Origin of the sequence: Saccharopolyspora halophila (assembly GCF_039531955.1) — a bacterium.
GTDB classification, from domain to species: domain Bacteria; phylum Actinomycetota; class Actinomycetes; order Mycobacteriales; family Pseudonocardiaceae; genus Saccharopolyspora; species Saccharopolyspora halophila.
This window is the reverse complement of record NZ_BAAARA010000002.1, coordinates 341,907-360,008: the sequence shown is the minus strand read 5'-3', so window position 1 is coordinate 360,008 and position 18,102 is coordinate 341,907. Positions and strand designations below refer to the sequence as shown.

General features: G+C 69.0%; 19 protein-coding genes. 10 read left to right on the top strand and 9 right to left on the bottom strand.

Features of this window, described 5'->3' with window-relative positions:
• Position 1: 1 nt before the first annotated feature.
• A complete protein-coding gene (locus ABD289_RS04535; protein WP_344126828.1) occupies positions 2-400 on the bottom strand; it encodes an SSI family serine proteinase inhibitor in 399 nt (132 codons plus the stop codon).
• Positions 401-738: 338 nt separating this feature from the next.
• Positions 739-1,110, bottom strand: a complete 372-nt coding sequence (locus ABD289_RS04530) for a mycothiol transferase (protein WP_425564556.1) — start codon at positions 1,108-1,110, stop codon at positions 739-741.
• A 203-nt stretch (positions 1,111-1,313) separates the two neighbouring features.
• Between ABD289_RS04530 and ABD289_RS04525 the strand changes: the two genes are divergently transcribed.
• Positions 1,314-1,883 (top strand): DinB family protein, encoded by a 570-nt coding sequence (locus tag ABD289_RS04525; RefSeq protein WP_344126826.1) that lies wholly within the window; start codon positions 1,314-1,316, stop codon positions 1,881-1,883.
• A gap of 10 nt (positions 1,884-1,893) precedes the next feature.
• Here ABD289_RS04525 and dnaB read toward each other — a convergent pair whose 3' ends face one another.
• From dnaB to ABD289_RS04495, 6 genes are all read right to left on the bottom strand, one after another.
• Positions 1,894-4,497 carry a replicative DNA helicase gene (gene dnaB / locus ABD289_RS04520; RefSeq protein WP_344127147.1) on the bottom strand — a complete coding sequence of 868 codons (2,604 nt, stop codon included), beginning with the start codon at positions 4,495-4,497 and terminating at the stop codon, positions 1,894-1,896.
• A gap of 510 nt (positions 4,498-5,007) precedes the next feature.
• Complete coding sequence (gene rplI, locus ABD289_RS04515) at positions 5,008-5,463, bottom strand: 50S ribosomal protein L9 (protein ID WP_344126824.1); 456 nt, start codon at positions 5,461-5,463, stop codon at positions 5,008-5,010.
• A 19-nt stretch (positions 5,464-5,482) separates the two neighbouring features.
• Positions 5,483-5,719, bottom strand: coding sequence for a 30S ribosomal protein S18 (gene rpsR, locus ABD289_RS04510; RefSeq protein ID WP_093151213.1), 237 nt, complete (start codon positions 5,717-5,719; stop codon positions 5,483-5,485).
• 44 nt (positions 5,720-5,763) lie between these two features.
• Positions 5,764-6,258 (bottom strand): single-stranded DNA-binding protein, encoded by a 495-nt coding sequence (locus ABD289_RS04505; protein ID WP_344126813.1) that lies wholly within the window; start codon positions 6,256-6,258, stop codon positions 5,764-5,766.
• 47 nt (positions 6,259-6,305) lie between these two features.
• Complete coding sequence (gene rpsF / locus ABD289_RS04500; RefSeq protein ID WP_344126811.1) at positions 6,306-6,671, bottom strand: 30S ribosomal protein S6; 366 nt, start codon at positions 6,669-6,671, stop codon at positions 6,306-6,308.
• Positions 6,672-6,852: 181 nt separating this feature from the next.
• Positions 6,853-7,788: a hypothetical protein gene (locus ABD289_RS04495; protein WP_344126808.1), complete on the bottom strand. Its 936-nt coding sequence runs from the start codon at positions 7,786-7,788 to the stop codon at positions 6,853-6,855.
• A gap of 169 nt (positions 7,789-7,957) precedes the next feature.
• On the opposite strand from ABD289_RS04495, the gene ABD289_RS04490 reads away from it, so the two are divergent.
• Together ABD289_RS04490 and ABD289_RS04485 are read left to right on the top strand one after the other, a co-directional pair.
• Positions 7,958-8,722, top strand: coding sequence for a deoxyribonuclease IV (locus ABD289_RS04490; RefSeq protein WP_344126805.1), 765 nt, complete (start codon positions 7,958-7,960; stop codon positions 8,720-8,722).
• A 59-nt stretch (positions 8,723-8,781) separates the two neighbouring features.
• On the top strand, positions 8,782-10,083 hold the full coding sequence (locus ABD289_RS04485) for a glycosyltransferase family 87 protein (RefSeq protein ID WP_344126803.1): 1,302 nt from the start codon (positions 8,782-8,784) through the stop codon (positions 10,081-10,083).
• Positions 10,084-10,358: 275 nt separating this feature from the next.
• Here ABD289_RS04485 and ABD289_RS04480 read toward each other — a convergent pair whose 3' ends face one another.
• The gene (locus ABD289_RS04480; protein ID WP_344126801.1) at positions 10,359-12,203 is read right to left on the bottom strand and encodes an acyl-CoA dehydrogenase; all 1,845 of its coding nucleotides are present in this window, start codon (positions 12,201-12,203) and stop codon (positions 10,359-10,361) included.
• A gap of 249 nt (positions 12,204-12,452) precedes the next feature.
• On the opposite strand from ABD289_RS04480, the gene ABD289_RS04475 reads away from it, so the two are divergent.
• The 7 genes from ABD289_RS04475 (at position 12,453) to ABD289_RS04445 (ending at position 17,981) form a co-directional block, all read left to right on the top strand.
• Positions 12,453-13,400 (top strand): ATP-binding cassette domain-containing protein, encoded by a 948-nt coding sequence (locus ABD289_RS04475; protein WP_344126799.1) that lies wholly within the window; start codon positions 12,453-12,455, stop codon positions 13,398-13,400.
• The gene (locus ABD289_RS04470; protein ID WP_344126797.1) at positions 13,400-14,200 is read left to right on the top strand and encodes an ABC transporter permease; all 801 of its coding nucleotides are present in this window, start codon (positions 13,400-13,402) and stop codon (positions 14,198-14,200) included. The genes ABD289_RS04475 and ABD289_RS04470 overlap by 1 nt, the downstream gene beginning before the upstream one ends.
• Before the next feature lie 150 nt (positions 14,201-14,350).
• Positions 14,351-14,920 carry an OmpA family protein gene (locus tag ABD289_RS04465; RefSeq protein WP_344126795.1) on the top strand — a complete coding sequence of 190 codons (570 nt, stop codon included), beginning with the start codon at positions 14,351-14,353 and terminating at the stop codon, positions 14,918-14,920.
• A gap of 106 nt (positions 14,921-15,026) precedes the next feature.
• Complete coding sequence (locus tag ABD289_RS04460; RefSeq protein WP_344126793.1) at positions 15,027-15,461, top strand: fluoride efflux transporter FluC; 435 nt, start codon at positions 15,027-15,029, stop codon at positions 15,459-15,461.
• Positions 15,461-15,802 (top strand): DUF190 domain-containing protein, encoded by a 342-nt coding sequence (locus tag ABD289_RS04455; RefSeq protein WP_344126791.1) that lies wholly within the window; start codon positions 15,461-15,463, stop codon positions 15,800-15,802. Before ABD289_RS04460 ends, ABD289_RS04455 begins: the two co-directional genes overlap by 1 nt.
• Positions 15,799-16,173 carry a fluoride efflux transporter CrcB gene (gene crcB, locus ABD289_RS04450; RefSeq protein ID WP_344126789.1) on the top strand — a complete coding sequence of 125 codons (375 nt, stop codon included), beginning with the start codon at positions 15,799-15,801 and terminating at the stop codon, positions 16,171-16,173. The genes ABD289_RS04455 and crcB overlap by 4 nt, the downstream gene beginning before the upstream one ends.
• A 107-nt stretch (positions 16,174-16,280) precedes the next feature.
• Complete coding sequence (locus ABD289_RS04445; protein ID WP_344126787.1) at positions 16,281-17,981, top strand: hypothetical protein; 1,701 nt, start codon at positions 16,281-16,283, stop codon at positions 17,979-17,981.
• Positions 17,982-18,102: the final 121 nt, after the last annotated feature.

The following is an 18,102-nucleotide window of genomic DNA, read 5'->3' as shown; positions in this document are numbered from 1 at the left end:
CTCAGAAGTCGAAGACGGCTCCGGTCTGCGTCTCGAGCACGCAGGGGTTCTCGTAGGTCTGGGTGAACTCCACCTTCCGGCCCTTCCAGGAACCGTGCATCGTGGCCTTCACCGGGCGGTATTCCATCGTGCAGGCGCGCATCGGCGCGCTGACCGCCTGGATGTTGCCGTTGGCCTTCTCCAGGTCGGCGCAGGCACGCGCGGCGTTCTTGTGCGGACCGCCAGCCGGGTGGCAGTTCAGCACCGTCTGCTTGTGCTTCTTCAGGTTTCCGGTTTCGGTCGACAGGTGCAGGACGCTGGGCTCCTGCGGTGCCGCGCCGACCGCGGAACCACCTGCGAGCAGGCTTCCGACGACGAGCGCGGAGGAGAGCAGAGCACGACCGGTGAATCGAGCGAACACGTTCCTCAATCCTTTCGAGAGGCAAGGATTCGACATGGCGGAGCGGAAACCCTTCGTCAGCACTTATTTTCGTGCGCACGCAATGGAATCCGCGGAAGCTCGAGCAGCTCGACCGGGAACCACTCGGTTCTCCCGCCGAAGCAGTTGATCAATACCGTAATGCGTCACAGGCAGTAGGATGAACTAGCCCAACCGAGCTAATGAACACCTCCGCGATTCCGAGCGGGTTACATAAAGCCTCGTGCATGGCCGGAGAATTCGCACGCCGAGCGAAGCCCCCCGCCGGGCGCCCGTGGACCGAGCCCTCGCGACCCGGCTGAATCGCAGCCTGCGGCGATTCACTCCCCGGTCGGCCCACCGGCGAGCTCGACGACGATGTCGAGCTGGCCGAGGTGCCGGGCGTACTCCTGGAGCAGGTGGAAAAGGATTCGCTCCAACGTCGCCGGGGACTGCCCCGCCCAGCGGGGGCCAGGTCGGCCGGTTTCCGCGAGATCCCTCGATCCAACGACACGACTGGTGTGCGCGCCCTGCGTCCGGCACGCGGCGAACAGCGCTGCGGTGGATTCACCCGGGTCGACGAACCAGCGCCCCGCTCGCTGGTCACCCCACGGGTCCGCGACCAGCTCACCTTCGAATCCCCACTCGATCCAGCGGAATTCCACGAAGGTCAGGTGCTTGACCAGTTCCAGGGGAGTCCAGCCAGACGGCAAGCGGCTGGTGCGCAGTTCCGCCTCCGGCAGATCGGCGACCTTCTCGAGAAGCCTTTCCCGGAAAATCCATCCCCGAAGTCTGCCGCGCGGTTGAACGCCGAGCCACCAGTCGGCTGAGCGCTCCCGGTGTCCGCCGCTGGCCGGGAGGGTGTCGGCAGGTGAGTCGGGGTGCTCCTGTCGGGCATCGGTGACACGGTTGCCGCATGGATGCGAAGGACTTCGACTGGAACAACTCGCTGTGCCAGCAGATCATCTTCCACTGGAACAACCAGCTCCGCGCCCGCCTGGAGGGCCTGACCGACGACGAGTACTTCTGGGCCCCGGTCCCGGACGCGTGGAGCGTGCGGCCGCGCGGGACCTCCACGGCGCAGATCCAGGCCGGATCCGGGGACTTCACAGTGGACTACGGCTACCCGGCACCGGACCCCGCGCCGTTCACCACGATCGCCTGGCGGCTCGCCCACGTGATCGTCGGCGTGCTGGCGATGCGCAACGCGGCGCACTTCGGCGCGCCGGAGGCCTCCTACGACTCCTGGACGTACGCCGGGGACGCGGACACGGCGCTCGACCAGCTCGAGACCCAGCTGGACACCTGGCTCGTCGGCGTCCAGGGCCTCACCGAGGCCCAGCTCCGCGAACCCGTCGGCGACAAGGAGCCCTTCCCGGAACTCGCGATGGCCGACCTCGTCCTGCACATCCACCGCGAGCTGATCCACCACCTGGCGGAGATCAGCCTGCTGCGCGACCTCTACGCGCACGCGCTGGAGGAATGACCGGAGGCGTCTACTCCTGGGCCATGTCCACGAAGCGGCTGTAGTGCAGCTGGTGGGCGACCGTGACCGTGGAGGTGGGACCGGCGCGGTGCTTGGCCAGCATCAGGTCGGCCTCGCCCATCCGGGGGTCGTCGCGCTCGAAGGCGTCGGGCCGGTGGATCAGGATCACCATGTCGGCGTCCTGTTCGAGCGAACCACTCTCACGAAGATCCGACAGCTGCGGCTTCTTGTCGTTCCGCTGTTCCGGACCGCGGTTGAGCTGGGAGATCGCCACGACCGGGACTTCGAGCTCCTTGGCCAGCAGCTTGAGGTTTCGGGAGAACTCCGAGACCTCCTGCTGACGGGACTCGACCTTCTTGCCCGAGGTCATCAGCTGCATGTAGTCCACCACGATCAGCTGAATGTCGTGGCGCTGCTTGAGCCGCCGGGCCTTCGCGCGGATCTCCATCATGGTCAGGTTCGGCGAGTCGTCGACGAACAGCGGCGCTTCGCTGATCTCGCTCATCCGGCGGGCGAGCCGCGTCCAGTCGTCGTCGGTCATCCGCCCGCCGCGCATGTCGCCCAGGCGGATCCGCGCCTCCGCGGAGAGCATGCGCATCACGATCTCGGTGCGGCCCATCTCCAGCGAGAAGATGACGCTGCCGAGTCCCTGCTTGATCGAGGCCGCGCGGGCGAAGTCCAGCCCCAGGGTGGAGTTGTGCGTCGGGATCATCGACCGAGTCGCCAAGTAAAGATGATCGTCCGCATCCACCTCGACACACCGGACCGGGACGCTGTCCACCGGCCGAACGGCGGTGATGTAGCGCATCCCGACCATCCGCGGCGTACGCGCGTTGCGCTCCTTGTGAACGCGCTTCTTGCGCTCAAGGCGGAACACATCGTCCTGCGTGCAGAACGTGAGCTGGAATGCCGTCGACGTTTCCTCACGGCGCCCACGGACCCGCCTGGTCGTCGATGAACAGCGGTAGCCGAGACTGACGATCAACTCGTAAACGCCGCGTGCCAAATGCTCACTGGTAACGCTGAACTGCACCGAGCCACTCGGCAGGACAGTCCCGTCGGTGTCCAGCAAACCGGCGAGCAAGGCACGACGCTGACTCTCCGAAGCCCGCAGGAACTGCGCCGGGACGTGCTTGTTCCCAAGCACGCCCACCGTGCGCAGAACCGCCTGGACGGTTCCGCGCTCGTTCCGACATTCCTGACACTGCCGAAGACCGCTCGTCGGTTCGCCGCAATCCGGGCAGGTGGGCTGCGATACCGGTGCCGAGATGAAACGAGCCCTACCGCCGCAGCTTCTGCCGCAAGTCCGAACCTGACTGGCCCTAGGCACAAAGGACTCGCCGCAGACGACGCACTCACGCTCGGCAACCGGTCCCGGAAGAGGGAACTGAATGCCGTAGTACTGATGCCGAACCTCGGGAGCGTGATAGCCCTCGCCCTCTACATAGGCGGCTATTTCCGGATCAGCGCTGGTAAACGCAGCAGATGCCGACGTACCGTCACCAAGCCACACGCCCAAGACGTACGGCGACAGCGGCAGTTCTTGCTCCGGAAGTTCGATCGGTCGTGAGGCGTTGACGGAATGGTTCAAACGGCCGTCCGCGGTGTCGCACCGCAGCGTCGCCGCGATCTCCTCCGTGGTGCGCACCTCCCCGGAGGTGCGCTGATTGCGCATCCTGTTGTACCCGGTGGCGGCCGCTTGGGCAGATTTCCGCGACGCTCGCGTGTCGGTCAACCACTGGTGGTTCGCGTCGGCGATGACCGTGGTGCCGTCGGAGAACTCGACCTCGTAGCAAGGGCGGTCGTGCATCACCTCGGTCGCAGCGACGACCTCGGTGGGCTTGCCGTCTGCGCCAATGAGGTGGTCTCCGACCTCGACCTCGCCCATGGTCGTCCAGCCGTCGGGCGTGGGCAGCGGGGTATCCAGGGCTAGGGCCTTACCCACACCGGGGCGGGCCGCGACGATGATCATCTGGCCCGCGTGCAGGCCGTTGGTGAGGTGGTCCAGGTCGGCGAAGCCGGTGGGGATGCCCTGGGACTCGCCACCGCGGGAGGCGATGGCGTCGATCTCGTCCATCGTCGGCTGGAGGAGGTCCTCCAGCGCGTGGAAGTCCTCGCTGGCGCGGCGTTCGGTGACGTCGTAGATCGAGGCCTGGGCGCGGTCGACGACCTCCTCGATCGCCGAGCCCTCCGAACCGTTGTAGCCCAGCTGCACGATGCGGGTGCCCGCCTCGACCAGGCGGCGCAAGATCGCCTTCTCCGAGACGATCTCGGCGTAGTAGCCGGCGTTGGCCGCCGTCGGGACCGTGGCGATCAGCGTGTGCAGGTACGGGGCGCCGCCGACCTTGAGCAGCTCCTGGCGGCGTTCCAGCTCGGCCGAGACCGTGATGGCGTCGGCGGGTTCGCCGCGGCCGTAGAGGTCCAGGACGACGTCGTAGATGGCCTGGTGCGCGGGTCGGTAGAAGTCGGTGGGGCTGAGCACCTCGACGGCATCGGCGATGGCGTCCTTGCTCAGCATCATCCCGCCGAGCACGGATTGCTCGGCGGCCAGGTCCTGCGGGGGCTGCCTCTCGAAGGTCGTCGCGCCGCCGCCTGCGCCGCCGCCGTCAGTGATGTACGGGTCTTCCCGCTCGTCGGGCACAGTCACCTGACCCCGTCACCTCCAAGGGCAGCAAGCGATCGCCCGCGTCCAGCGGCGATCTCGGGACGTGTTGCCCCGCACGACTCGCGAACGGGCCGTGGTGGCCAAGGCACGCGCGCGAAGCTAGATCGCCTGCTTGGAGCAGGCAACTCAAGTTGTGGACAGAACTCGGGACAACCTGTGGATAGGTTGTGACGAGGTGGGGATAAGTTCCAGCAGCCTTCCGGACAGCTGGGGATAACTTGGGGAGAAGCCGTGGAGATTCACGCAAAACCCCAGCTCATGAGCTTGGTACTAGCTGTGGAAAAATCCCGTGGAAAAACTTCGGCGTGTCGTGCTCTTCGGCGTGTCGTCATCAACACCCGAGGGTCACGAGCACCCGACCCCAGTGACCGCCAGTGGGCGGCCAGGACACGGCATCGTCCACTCCTCACACGAATGCAGGAGTGGACGATGCCGTGCTAATGAACCGGTGCTACCGGGTCACTGCTCCTCGCCGGTGACCTGGACGCTGACGTTGGCCGTCACGTCCGGGTGCAGACGCACGTCGACGACGTGCTTGCCCAGCGACTTGATGTGACCGCGCAGCGAGACCGAACGCTTGTCGAGGTTCGGGCCGCCGGCCTTGCGAACCGCGTTCGCGACGTCGCCGTTGGTGATCGAACCGAACAGCTTGCCCTGCTTGGACACCTTGGCGGTCAGCGTGACCGAACCCAGGTTCTGCAGCTGCTGCTTGAGCTCCTGGGCGTGCTCCAGGTTCCGCACGCGGCGGTTCTCCTGGACGCGGCGGATCGTCTCGATCTGCTTCTGCGCACCCTTGGTTGCCACGATCGCCAGGTTCTGCGGCAGCAGGTAGTTGCGCGCGTAACCGTCCCGAACCTCGACGATGTCGCCCGACTCGCCGAGACCGGAGACGTCAGCGGTGAGAATGATCTTCACGACTCGACTCCTTTCCTGATCAGCGAGCGGTCGAGGTGTAGGGCAGCAGCGCCATCTCGCGGGCGTTCTTGACCGCGATGGCGACGTCGCGCTGGTGCTGGCTGCAGTTGCCGGTCACCCGACGGGCACGGATCTTGCCGCGGTCGGAGATGTACTTCCGCAGCAGCGTCGTGTCCTTGTAATCGATCTGCGCAGCCTTGTCCTTGCAGAACACGCAGACCTTCTTCTTCGGCTTGCGCACGGGCGCCTTGGCCATCGGTCTTCCTCCTCGAAACTTCCTAAAGCATTAGCTGCGCCGTCTTAGAACGGCGGCTCGTCGCTGAACCCGCCACCGGAGCCGGCAGGCGGAGCCGAACCCCACGGGTCGTCGGCGGGCGGACCGGCCGGGCTGGAAGCACCGCCGCCGCCACCACCGAAGCCGCTGCCGCCCCTGCTGACCTTGTTGACCTTGGCGGTGGCGTAGCGCAGCGAAGGGCCGATCTCGTCTACCTCGAGCTCGACGACCGTGCGCTTCTCGCCTTCCTTGGTCTCGAAGGACCGCTGGCGCAGTCGCCCCTGCGCGACAACCCGCATGCCGCGGGTCAGCGTCTCGGCCACGTTCTCCGCGGCCTGACGCCAGATGTTGCAGCGCAGGAACAGCGCCTCGCCGTCCTTCCACTCGCCGCTCTGGCGGTCGAAGGTCCGCGGGGTGGAGGCGATCGTGAAGTTCGCGACCGCCGCACCGGACGGGGTGAAGCGCAGCTCCGGGTCGGCGGTCAGGTTGCCGACCACCGTGATTACCGTTTCACCAGCCATGACCTGGGGACTCCAGTCTGGTCGTTAGCGGGTTCGCTGTCTGGAACTCAGACAGAGGCCTTGGCCGCGGAGGCCTTGGCGGCCTTGGCGCGAGCCGCGGCGGCACGGGCGACCTTGCGGGGCTCAACGATCTTGCGCTGGACCTTGGTCCGCAGGATCGACTCGTTGAGGTTGAGCTGGCGGTCCAGCTCCTTGATGGTGGCCGGCTCGGCGTTGATGTCGATGACCACGTAGATGCCCTCGGCCTGCTTGTTGATCTCGTAGGACAGCCGGCGGCGGCCCCAGACATCAACCTTCTCGACAGTGCCGCCGTCGTTGCGGATGACGTTGAGGAAGTTGTTCTCGAGGGACTGAGCGACGGTGCGCTCGTCCTGGCTCGGGTCGAGGATGACCATGAGCTCGTAATGACGCATGAAGACCACTCACCTCCTGTGGACTCACGGCCACGGACTTTCCGCGGCAGGAGGGTCGTCGCGTTGACGAACCGGTCAAGGCTAGCAAGCCTCACCGACAGTGCTGACATCGGCCCGGGCGGCTTCCGCAGCGGGCCGCCGGGCGCTTCAGCGGATCCGGTTCACGCCGCTTGCGCTGCGATTACTGCCTGCGCAGCACCCAGGAGCGAACCAGCGCGGCAGTGACCACGGCGAGTGAGATCGCGGCCAGCAGCACGGGCAGCGCGACCTTCTCGGAGGTCTCGCCGGGCATCGCCTCGGCGCTTCCCGCCGCCCGGATCTCCTCCTGGCGGTCCTGCTCGCGCTGCTGCTGCTCGGCCTGCTTCGCCAGGTCGCCGACGCTGGGCGCGGAACCGGGGATCTGACCGTAGCTGGAGTTGGCCCAGGGCAGCTCGGATGCGCTGCGCAGGCTCGGCGGCAGCACGCTCATCGCCCGCGGAGCGCTGCGCGCGCTCGGCGGCAGCGCCGGCGCGGGCGCGTGGGTCGGCGGGGCCCCGGCGTCCGGCGCGGGCGCGGGCTGTGCGCTCGTGCTCTCGGGCGGCGGTGGCGAGGACTCCTCCGGCGGCGGGGCGGGCTGCTCCTCCGCGGGCGGCTCGGCGGGCTCGGGCTCGGGCACGTTGACCGTCACCGAGTTGCCCAGGCTCACCAGGTTGTTGAAGTGGAACCGGACGTCGTCGACCTTGTCCGCGGGCAAGCCGATGCGCTCCAAGCGCGGCGCGGCCGCCTCGGCGATGTCCCCGCCGGAGAAGGTGGTGCTGCCGACGTCGACGGTGCCCAGCTGGATCGGGCTCTGCTGCTCGAACCGCTCGACCGCCTCGTTGGCGGTCCCCAGGTGCAGCGGCATCGCCAGCAGCGCCGCCTCGCGGAGCTTGAGGTCCATGGTCTTGGTCTCGACGGCGACCGGCTGGCCGGGCTCGGCTTCCACGATGGCCAGCGAGGTGCTCACCACCAGCGGGTCGGCGGCGCTCGCCGGCGGCGCGCTCAGCAGCGCGAGGGCCAGCCCGGCGAAGCCGGTGGTGGCCGTGCGGCGAAGCGCGCTCGGTTTGAACAAGGGGTTGGCCTTGCCCCGCATACCCATGGCTCGCCTCCCCGCGAACAGGCTACTGATCGACACCAGTGTTGCATTGTGCTTAACGCGCAAGTACCTCCGTTGGTTGCGCAAGATCGAAAAATCGGCGGAAAAGTTCCACCGCGGCCGAGCGCGCCACCCGGTGAGCCGGTCCCGGAGTCCGCATAGACTGCTGCCCATGCGTATCGGCGCTCATGTTCGCGACGACGACCCGTTGACCGCTGCCGAGGAGCGAGGCGCCGAGGTCGTGCAGTTCTTCCTCTCGGACCCGCAGGGCTGGAAGAAGCCGCAGCCGCACCCGCAGGCCGAGCAGCTCCGCGCCTCCGAGATCGAGGTGTTCATCCACGCGCCGTACGTGATCAACGTGGCGTCGTTGAACAACCGGATCCGGATCCCCTCGCGCAAGTCGGTGCTGCAGCAGTCCGCGGCGGCGTCCGAGGTGGGCGCGCGCGGGCTGATCGTGCACGGCGGGCACGTGACCAAGGACGACGACCCCGCCGAGGGCGTGGCGAACTGGCGCAAGCTTTTCGAGCGGCAGGCCGCCGAGGGCGGCTTCGAGGTGCCGATCCTGATCGAGAACACCGCGGGCGGCACGAACGCGATGGCCCGGAACTTCGACGCGCTGGCGCGGCTGTGGGACGCGGTCGGCGAGTTCGGGGCGGGTTTCTGCCTGGACACCTGCCACGCGCACGCGGCGGGCGAGGACCTGGCGGACCTGGCCGAGCGGGTCAAGGCCATCACCGGGCGGATCGACCTGGTGCACCTCAACGACTCGCGCGACGAGTTCGGCTCCTCTCGGGACCGGCACGCCAACATCGGCGAGGGCAACATCGATCCGGAGGCGCTGGCCGCCGTGGTGCGCGCAGCGGAGGCGCCGGTGGTGGTGGAGACCCCGGGCGACGGGCAGGCCGCGGACATCGAGTTCCTGCGCAGCAGGCTCTGAGAAGGGAGCCCGGCATCTGGGGAACTGGGGCCAAGCGCGGGCTGGCCACCTCCGCACTCGTGGTGCTGTGCCTGCTCGCGGCGGGCACGCTGCTGCTGGGCTACCTGAACAAGGCGCGGTGCACCGGCCCTTCGTTCGACGAGTGGGGCCGGTCGGGGCCGAACTACCAGGAGCGGTCCTACGCCGACGTCTGCTACTCCGACATCCAGAACCTGTGGATCGGCCGGGACATCGACCGGCACGTCTTCCCGTACGTGCACGGCGGCATCGACTCGGACGGGTCGCTCTACGGCGGCGTGGTCGAGTACCCGGTGCTGACCGGACTGCTGATCTGGCTAGGCGCGTTCTTCGTGCACACCGATGCCGGATTCCTGCTGGCCTCGGCGCTGCTGATGGCCCCGTTCGGGCTCGCGGTCGCCTGGTGGCTCGGCCGCCTCAGCCGCTGGCGAGCGCTGCTGTGGGCGCTCGGCCCGCCGCTGGTCTTCTACGCGTTCCACAACTGGGACCTGCCGGTCGTGGCCTGCGCCGTCGCCGCCGTCTACGTGATGCACAGGAACGATCCGCCGCCGGACCGGGCCGCGCTGCGGCGGCGGGCCACCTGGGCGGGGGTGCTGCTCGGGCTCGGGTTCGCCGTGAAGATCTACCCGGCGATCTTCGTGCTGCCGCTGGCGCTGTACGTGCTGACCAGCGGGTCCGGCCGGGACTGGCGCGGCGCCGCGCGGGTCGTGGGGGCCGCCGCGGGCACGGCGGTGCTGGTGAACGTGCCGTTCATGATCGCGGGCTTCGAGGGCTGGCTGGCCTCGTTCGAGTTCCAGTCCCGGCGGCAGGTCGATCTGAGCACGAACTCGATCTGGTTCTGGGGCTTCCGGCAGTGGGCGGGCTCGGACTCGTTCCAGGACGCGATGGGCATCATCTCGCCGGCGCTGGTGCTGCTGTCGTTCGCGATCGCCTGCTGGGCGGGTTGGTGGCTCCGCTCCAGAACGGGCACGTTCCCGTGGGTGCAGGTCTCGGCGGCGATGCTGTGCGGGTTCCTGCTGCTGCACAAGGTGCATTCGCCGCAGTACACGCTGTGGCTGCTGCCGTTCTTCGCGCTGGTGCACGTCCGCTGGGGCTGGATCGTGGCGTACCTGCTGGCCGACGCGGCGATGTACGTGGGCGTGTTCCGCTGGCTGCACCTGATCACCTCCGGTGAGTCCAGCGGCATCTACGACGGTTTCACCGCCCAGGCGCTGATGATCGGCGTCTGGGGCCGGGCCGCGCTGCTGGTCGGCCTGTTCATCGCCTTCCTGTCCGCCCGCTCCGCGGTGGATCCACCACCGCGCGCGCCGTCCCCGGTGCCGCGGGAGGCCGGGGCGCTCTAGCCGGTCGGCACCACCGGGCCGGGTGGAGCTCGACCCGTCGCGCTCCGCGACGTGATCGCGCGGGGAACCTGACGCGCCGCGTGGCTGCGGATCCGCTGCTCAGGTACTCGACCTGCTCATCGGCCTTGCGTGGGATGGCGTGACAGTTTTGCCTAGAACTGCACGGGCATTCTCCGGCACCGACGGCTTGCAACTTTAGGCAAAACTGTCACCGCCCCTGCTGAAACGGCCCGCACCCCGAGCGGGATGCGGGCCGTTTCAGCTGATCGCTGGGATCAGAAGACGTTCTCGTCCAGCTCCATCAGGGAGAGGTCCGCCGCCTCGATGATCTTGCGGCGGCCGGTGAGCTCGGGCAGCACGTTCTTGGCGAAGAATCGGGCCACCGCGACCTTGCCCTGGTAGAAGGACTCGTCCTTGGCGGAGGCGCCGGCGTCCAGCGCGACCTGGGCGATCTCGGCCTGCTGCAGCAGCTTCCAGCCGACGAGCAGGTCACCCACGCTGAGCAGGAACGACACGGCGTGCTGGCCGACCTTGTAGATGTTGGTGACCTCCTCCTGGGAGGCGGTCAGGAACTCGAACAGGGTGCCCAGCATGCCCTGGGTGTCCTGCAGCGCCTTGCCGAGCGCGGCGCGCTCCTCCTTGAGGCGGTCGTCGGCGTCGGCGGCCTCCAGGGTCTCCTGGATCTTGGCGGCGACGTGGCCGATGGCGACGCCCTGGTTGCGCACGATCTTGCGGAACAGGAAGTCCTGCGCCTGGATCGCGGTGGTGCCCTCGTAGAGGCTGTCGATCTTGGCGTCGCGGATGTACTGCTCGACCGGGTAGTCCTGCAGGTAACCCGAACCGCCCAGCGTCTGCAGCGCGATGGTCAGCATCTCGTAGGCCCGCTCGGAGCCGACGCCCTTGACGATCGGCAGCAGCAGGTCGTTGATCTGCTCGGCGAGCTCGACGTCCGAGCCGTCGGCCTTGCCCTGCTGGATCTGGTCCTGGAAGTCCGCGGTGTAGAGGTAGATCGCGCGCAGGCCCTCGGTGTAGGCCTTCTGCAGCATCAGGCTGCGGCGCACGTCCGGGTGGCGGGTGATCGGCACGCGCGGGGCGGTCTTGTCCGAGGCGCGGGTCAGGTCGGCGCCCTGCACGCGCTCCTTGGCGTACTCCAGCGAGTTGAGGTAGCCGGTGGACATGGTGGCGATGGCCTTGGTGCCGACCATCATCCGGGCGTACTCGATGACCTGGAACATCTGCGCGATGCCGTCGTGCACCTCGCCGAGCAGCCAGCCCTTGGCCGGGGTGCCGTTCTGGCCGAAGGTGACCTCGCAGGTGGCGGAGGCGTTCAGGCCCATCTTGTGCTCGACGTTGGTGACGAAGGCGCCGTTGCGCTCGCCGGGCTCACCGGTCTGGCCGTCGAAGTGGAACTTGGGGACCAGGAACAGGCTCAGGCCCTTGGTGCCCGGCTTGCTCTCCACGTCCGGCCCCTCGGGGCGGGCCAGCACCAGGTGCATGATGTTCTCGGTCATGTCCTGGTCACCGGAGGTGATGAAGCGCTTGACGCCGTCCAGGTGCCAGGTGCCGTCCTCCTGCTTGACCGCCTTGGTGCGACCGGCGCCGACGTCGGAACCGGCGTCCGGCTCGGTGAGGACCATGGTGGCGCCCCAGCCGCGCTCGATCATGAGCTCGGCCCACTTGCGCTGCTCCTCGGTGCCGTTGTTCCAGAGGATGGTCGCGAAGTTCGGGCCGGCCATGTACATGTACACGGCCGGGTTGGAACCGAGGATCAGCTCGCCGGCGGCCCAGTTGACCGTCGGCGGGATCCCGTAGCCGCCGAGCTCGTCCGGGAGCCCGAGGCGCCACCACTCGCCGTCCTGCACGGCCTTGTAGGACTTCTTGAAGGTCTCGTCCAGCGTGACCGAGTGGGTCGCCGGGTCGAACTGCGCCGGGTTGCGGTCACCCGTGACGAAGCCGTCTGCGAGGGGGCCGTTGGCCAAGTCGTTGAGTTCGGAAAGCACGCCCCTGACGGTGTCCTGGTCGGACTGTTCGAAGGCGCCCTTGCCCAGTCGATCCTGCACGTTGAGCACCTCGAACAGGTTGAATTCGAGGTCTCGGACGTTGCTCTTGTAGTGGCCCATCGGAAGGCTCCCTCTTGCGCGCTGCTCTGCGGCGGGCCCGGCTCGGCCCTTACTCGTCGGTAACAAGAGGGTATTACCTGGTGGTAACTTCTGTCGAGTCGACCTTGCTGCGCACCGCGCCACGTCACATCCGACCTGCGTTCCCGTCCGCAAGAACCTCCGCGGGCGGAAAAATTCGGAGGCGGAGTGTCGGCATCCGCTCCTACAGTGACCGGACATCGTGCATTCCACTGGTGGGGGCGGTCTTCGATGAGTGCCATCCGGGCGGAGGCCCTGGTCAAGAGCTTCGGTTCCACGCGCGCCCTGGACGGGGTGGACCTGGACGTGCCCGCCGGGCAGGTACTGGGGCTGCTCGGCCCCAACGGGGCGGGCAAGACCACCACCGTCCGCATCCTGACCACCCTGCTGCGCCCGGACTCCGGGCGGGCCTGGGTGGCCGGTCACGACGTGCTCGCCGAACCGCACGCCGCGCGCCGGGTGATCGGGCTGTCCGGGCAGTACGCGGCGGTCGACGAGCACCTCACCGGCTACGAGAACCTCCACATGGTCGGCAGGCTCTACGGGATGTCCCGCAAGAGCGCGGCGAAACGGGCCCGCGAGCTGATCGAGCGCTTCCGGCTGGAGGAGGCCGCCAATCGCCCGTCGAAGGGCTACTCCGGCGGGATGCGCCGCAGGCTCGACCTTGCCGGAGCGCTGGTGGCCCGGCCCGCGGTCGCGGTGCTCGACGAACCCACCACCGGGCTGGACCCGCGCGGCCGGATGGACACCTGGGAGGTCATCGGCGAGCTGGTCACCGACGGCACCACGGTGCTGCTGACCACCCAGTACCTGGAGGAGGCCGATCAGCTGGCCGACTCGATCGCGGTGATCGACCGCGGCCGGGTGATCGCGGGCGGCACCGCCGACCAGCTCAAGGCCCAGGTCGGCGGGGAACGCCTGGAGCTGGTCGCCCAGGACGCCGTCGACCTCCCTGTGGTCGCCCGGGTGCTCGGCGAGGTCGGCGTCGGCGCCCCGCAGACCGAGGAGCAGCTCCGGCGGGTCTCGGTCTCGGTCGACACCGGACCGAAGGCCCTGATCGAGGCGCTGCGCAGGCTCGATGCCGACAGCATCGCGGTGCAGGACGTCGGGCTGCACCGGCCCAGCCTGGACGACGTGTTCCTGGGGTTGACCGGACGGCACGCCGAGGAGGAGCAGTGATGACCGCGCTGACCGCGAGCCTGCGCGACAGCAGCGTCGTCGCCTGGCGCAACCTGATGAACATCCGGCGCAACCCGGACCTGCTGCTGTCCAGCACCGCGCAGCCGATCATGTTCGTGCTGATGTTCGCCTACGTCTTCGGCGGCAGCCTGGGCGGCGAGGCCTACCGGGAGTTCCTGATCGGTGGGATCTTCGTGCAGACCGTGGCGTTCAACAGCGCGTTCACCGTCATCGGCCTGGCCAGCGACCAGACCAAGGGAATGGTCGACCGCTTCCGATCGCTGCCGATGTCGCGGGTCGCGGTGCTGCTCGGCCGCACCTCGTCGGACCTGGCGGTCAGCGTGCTGACCGTGGTGATCATGTCGTTGTGCGGGTTGATCGTGGGCTGGCGGATCCGGGGCAGCCTGGTCGACGCGCTGCTGGCCTTCGCGATCCTGCTGCTGTTCTCCTTCGCGATGTCCTGGGTGGGAGCCTTCATCGGGCTGGTCGCGCGCAGCGTCGAGGTGGCCCAGAGCGCCGGGCTGCTGTGGTTGTTCCCGGTGACCTTCGTGTCCTCGGCGTTCGTGCCCGCCGAGGCGATGCCGGGTCCGCTGCGCGCCTTCGCGGAGTGGAATCCGATCACGGTGACCGCCGACGCGCTGCGCGAGCTCTACGGCAATCCGCTGCGGGTGACGGGTCCACCGCCGGACAGCTGGCCCTCGCAGCACGCGGTGCTGTACTCGATCGGCGCTTCGCTGGTCATCTTGGCGATCTTCATCCCGCTGGCCGTGGCGCGATATCGCCGAGTGGCCAGCCGCTGACCGGGACGTGCAGCCTCGCTCATCGAATTCACACCCCATCGGCGTTAAAACCTCACCCGTTCGCATGGCCCCGCGTGTTCCAACATCCGTTGTGGACAGTTCGGGGAGCACCATCTGGCCAACTCAGCCGATTCGCACAGCGAGGTGGCCATGCGCCGAACCAGCATCAAGTACTCCGTCGTTGTGATCGCCAGCGCCGCAGCGCTCCTCGCCGGTTGCGGTACCGGTGAACAGGGCGATCAGCAGGGGCAGGGAGCCCCGCAGGCACCAGCCACCACGCCGGGCGGCATGGGCACCGGCCAAGGCGGGGAAGGTCAGGGGCAGGAAGGCCAGGGCCAAGAGGGGCAGGGCCAGGCGGGCGACGCCGAGGCCGCCAAGGCGGAGCTGCAGGGCAAGATCGACGAACTCCAGCAGAGCGCGCCGATCACCTTCAACCCCGACTCCGCGGAGCTGAGCGAGCAGGGCAGCCAGAGCGTCAGCCAGGCCGCCGAGATGCTCAAGCAGGCGCCGCAGGACATGCGCTTCGAGATCGCCGGGTACACGGCCTCGGTCAGCGGGTCCAGCATGGACAGCCAGCAGCTGTCCATGCAGCGGGCGCAGACCGTCGCCGATCAGCTCACCCAGGCGGGCATCTCCGCCGATCGCCTGGAGACCACCGGCAAGGGCGACGCCAGCGGGGACCCGGAGTCCGCGCGGCGGGCCGAGATCACGGTGATGTGACCGGAACTACCGCAGGTCAGGGGCGCCACCGGCCGGTCCGGCCAGGCGGTCGGGCGCCGCTGACCTGTCGCGGCCGGCGCGCTCCGAGCGAGTAGCGTGCGCAGGCATGGCGTTTCCTCCCGAGCTGCGCGCGACGCGCAAGCCCCCGGTCCGCGCACCGCTGGACGTGCTCGGGGTGGTCGCCGCGGGCGGCGCGATCGGGTCGCTGCTGCGCCACGGCGCGGCGCTGACCTGGCCGGGACCGGGCGCGACGTTGCTGGTCAACGTGCTCGGCTGCCTGGGTATCGGCGTGCTGATGTACACCATCACCGAGGTGGTCACCCCGCACCGGCTGCTGCGCCCGTTCCTCGGCGTCGGACTGCTCGGCGGGTTCACCACGTTCTCCACCTACGTCACCGACGCGTTCGAGCTCGCGCGGCAGGCGCACCCGGCCCTCGCGCTGGCCTACCTGGCCGGGACCGCGGTGAGCTGCCTGCTCGCGGTGTTCGCCGGGGTGGTGGCCACCCGGCTGATCGTCCGCGCGCTGAAGGGAGTTCGCTGATGCGTGTGCAGGGCAACGCCGTTCGGCTCACCGCGATCGTCGGCGAGGACGACACCTACCAGCACAGACCGCTGTACCACGAGATCGTGCTGCGGGCGCGCCAGGCCGGGCTGGCGGGGGCGTCGGTCTTCCGCGGCATCGAGGGGTTCGGCGCCTCCTCGGCGATCCACACCGCGCGGCTGCTGTCGTTGAGCGAGGACCTGCCGGTGGCGGTGGTGATCGTCGACGAGGAGGCCCGGGTGCGGGCGTTCGTCCCGCAGCTCGACGAGCTGGTCGGCGAAGGGCTGGTGCTGCTCGACGACGTCGAGGTCATCCGCTACAGCGGGCGGGATTCCGAGTGAGCGTCCTGCTCGTCGCGCTGGGCGGTGCCGTCGGGGCCTGCCTGCGCTTCCTCGCCGACCGCTGGGTGCAGGCGCAGCACGACACCGGGTTTCCCTGGGGCACGCTGGCGGTCAACGCGGCGGGCTCGCTGCTGCTGGGACTGCTGACCGGAGCGGCTCTGTTCGGGATGTCGCCGCCGCTGGTGCGGCCCCTGATCGGGGTCGGCTTGTGCGGCGCGCTGACCACCTACAGCACCTTCGGCTACGAGAGCGTCAAGCTGGTCACCGACGGAGCGCGGTGGTTCGCGGTGCTCAACGTGCTCGGCACCGTGCTGGCCGGGCTGGGGGCCGGGGGCATCGGGTTGCTGCTGGCGGCGGCCGCCTGGAGCTGATCTCCCGCTCGGCACGTCCCGACACGCCCGCCGCTGCGCGGTCCGGGCGAGCGAGGTCATTAACCTCGTTCCAGCAGTTCCGCACACCTGAGCGAACGGAGTCGGCCATGCGCACGGCGTTCATCCACGGCGAGACCGGGCGGTACGAGGCCGCCCGCTTCGAACTGGTCACCCTCTTCACCCAGCGGCACCCGGATGAGGTCTCGGCCGAGCTCGCGATGCTGCTGCTGCGCGACAAGTACGCCCGGGACGGCTTGCTCGCCCACTGGACCGAGGCCGACGTCGCGCACTTCGTCGCCCAGACCGCGCCCCGCGAGGCGCTGCTGCGGAGCAACTGGGCGGCGCTGCCCGAGTTCGTCCACCACTGGCTGGACTTCCTCGCCGAGGAGGACCTGCTCACCGGCGACCCGCTCGACGCGCTGCACCAGACCGTCGACGCCGCCGCCCAGCAGTACCTCGCGGGCATGGCCGACCCCTCCGAGTGGGGGACGGAGAAGTTCTGGCGCACCGCGATGATCGAGCGCGGCATCGACGAGACCGATGTGGACGCGGTCGCCGAGTTCGCGACCCTGGTGGAGAACGGCGAGGCCGACGTCGACGAGGAGCTCGCGGAACGGCTCGACGGGGACGGCGAGACCGAGGAAGAGGCGTTGTGGCTGCCTCCGGTGCAGCTCTCCGGCGAGGAACCGCACCCCGAGATCGCCGCGGACGCACCGATCATCCAGCAGGTCGCCGCCGCCGTGCGGTGGGCCGAGTCCAGCGGCGACCCGTCGGAAGCCGACGAGCTGGTCGAGGCGCTGGGCGACACCACCACCGCCGACCTGGTGCTGGAGTGGTGCGAGCGGACCGGTCTGCTGCGCATGTCCGACGAGCGGATCGTGCCCACGCTGATCGCCGCGCCGATGCTGGAGGAGCCCGGGCTGCTGTGGACCCGGCTGTGGCAGCGGTTCGTGCTGATCGAGGACGCGTTCCGGGAGCAGCTCGAGGACGTCGACGAGGACGCGCTCCCGGAGATCGTGCAGACGCTGCTCAGCGTCCTCTACACCGCGACCGAGCCGGTGCCGGTCGACGCGCTGATCGACTTCGCCGCGGAAGCCCTGGAGCTCGAGGACTCCGAGGCCCTGGACCCGGTGGTGCGCACGATCGTCACGCAGTGGATCGCGATGGACGCGGTGCACGTCGCCGATGAGGACGAGCAGTCGCTGGAGATGCGTCCAGCGGGCCAGTGGGCGGCGCGCGAGTCGCTGCGCGCCTTCGGGTTCCGGGTGCCCACCGTCGACGAGCTGGGAACCGCGCCCGCCGAGCTGATCGCGCTGCTGTTCGCGGAGTCCCCGCCGCAGACCCAGCGGGCGCTGAGCGAGCAGTGGATCGCGCATCGGGGCGCGCGGCAGGCCGCAGCGGACCTGGCCGGGGTGCTGGGGCGCGTCGACGAGCCCGGGGTCCGGCTCGCGGCGCTGGCGATCCTGGAGTACGCGGGCGAGGAGGGCGTCGCCGCAGCTCGCGGGCTGGTCGAGGACGAGTGCTGCGGAGCGGCGGTGCGGGTCTGGCTCCAGGCCGCTGCCGGGCTCGAGGCCACCAGGGCGGGCGACGAGTTCGCGGTGACCCTGGACGGCATGGCCGCGACGCTGGAAGGCGGTCTCGAGGAGTTCATCGCGGACTTCTCCGGCCAGCCCACCGAGGACCAGCTCAGCCTGATCAACGAGATGGCGAAGGCCGAGACCTCCAGCGCCACCACCTTGTTGCACGCGCTGGGCGAATACCACCCGGACGAGAAGGTGGCCGCGGCCGCGAGCGCCGCGCTGAGCTGACGCGCCCGCCGCGCGGACGGCCGCGGTCGGTGAGCCCGCTCATCTTCGTTGGTCCTGCTAATGAATTAGTGGTTAGCATTGCGAACGAAATGCTTCGCTGGGCGGTTCACCACCGCGGTCG

Coding starts and splice junctions, on each gene's coding strand:
- ABD289_RS04495 (WP_344126808.1), bottom strand. CDS start 7,788: ATGGGTATGCGGGGCAAGGCCAACCCCTTGTTCAAACCGAGCGCGCTT.
- ABD289_RS04465 (WP_344126795.1), top strand. CDS start 14,351: ATGCGCCGAACCAGCATCAAGTACTCCGTCGTTGTGATCGCCAGCGCC.
- ABD289_RS04475 (WP_344126799.1), top strand. CDS start 12,453: ATGAGTGCCATCCGGGCGGAGGCCCTGGTCAAGAGCTTCGGTTCCACG.
- ABD289_RS04470 (WP_344126797.1), top strand. CDS start 13,400: ATGACCGCGCTGACCGCGAGCCTGCGCGACAGCAGCGTCGTCGCCTGG.
- ABD289_RS04455 (WP_344126791.1), top strand. CDS start 15,461: ATGCGTGTGCAGGGCAACGCCGTTCGGCTCACCGCGATCGTCGGCGAG.
- ABD289_RS04505 (WP_344126813.1), bottom strand. CDS start 6,258: ATGGCTGGTGAAACGGTAATCACGGTGGTCGGCAACCTGACCGCCGAC.
- ABD289_RS04480 (WP_344126801.1), bottom strand. CDS start 12,203: ATGGGCCACTACAAGAGCAACGTCCGAGACCTCGAATTCAACCTGTTC.
- rpsF (WP_344126811.1), bottom strand. CDS start 6,671: ATGCGTCATTACGAGCTCATGGTCATCCTCGACCCGAGCCAGGACGAG.
- ABD289_RS04525 (WP_344126826.1), top strand. CDS start 1,314: ATGGATGCGAAGGACTTCGACTGGAACAACTCGCTGTGCCAGCAGATC.
- rpsR (WP_093151213.1), bottom strand. CDS start 5,719: ATGGCCAAGGCGCCCGTGCGCAAGCCGAAGAAGAAGGTCTGCGTGTTC.
- ABD289_RS04460 (WP_344126793.1), top strand. CDS start 15,027: ATGGCGTTTCCTCCCGAGCTGCGCGCGACGCGCAAGCCCCCGGTCCGC.
- ABD289_RS04490 (WP_344126805.1), top strand. CDS start 7,958: ATGCGTATCGGCGCTCATGTTCGCGACGACGACCCGTTGACCGCTGCC.
- ABD289_RS04445 (WP_344126787.1), top strand. CDS start 16,281: ATGCGCACGGCGTTCATCCACGGCGAGACCGGGCGGTACGAGGCCGCC.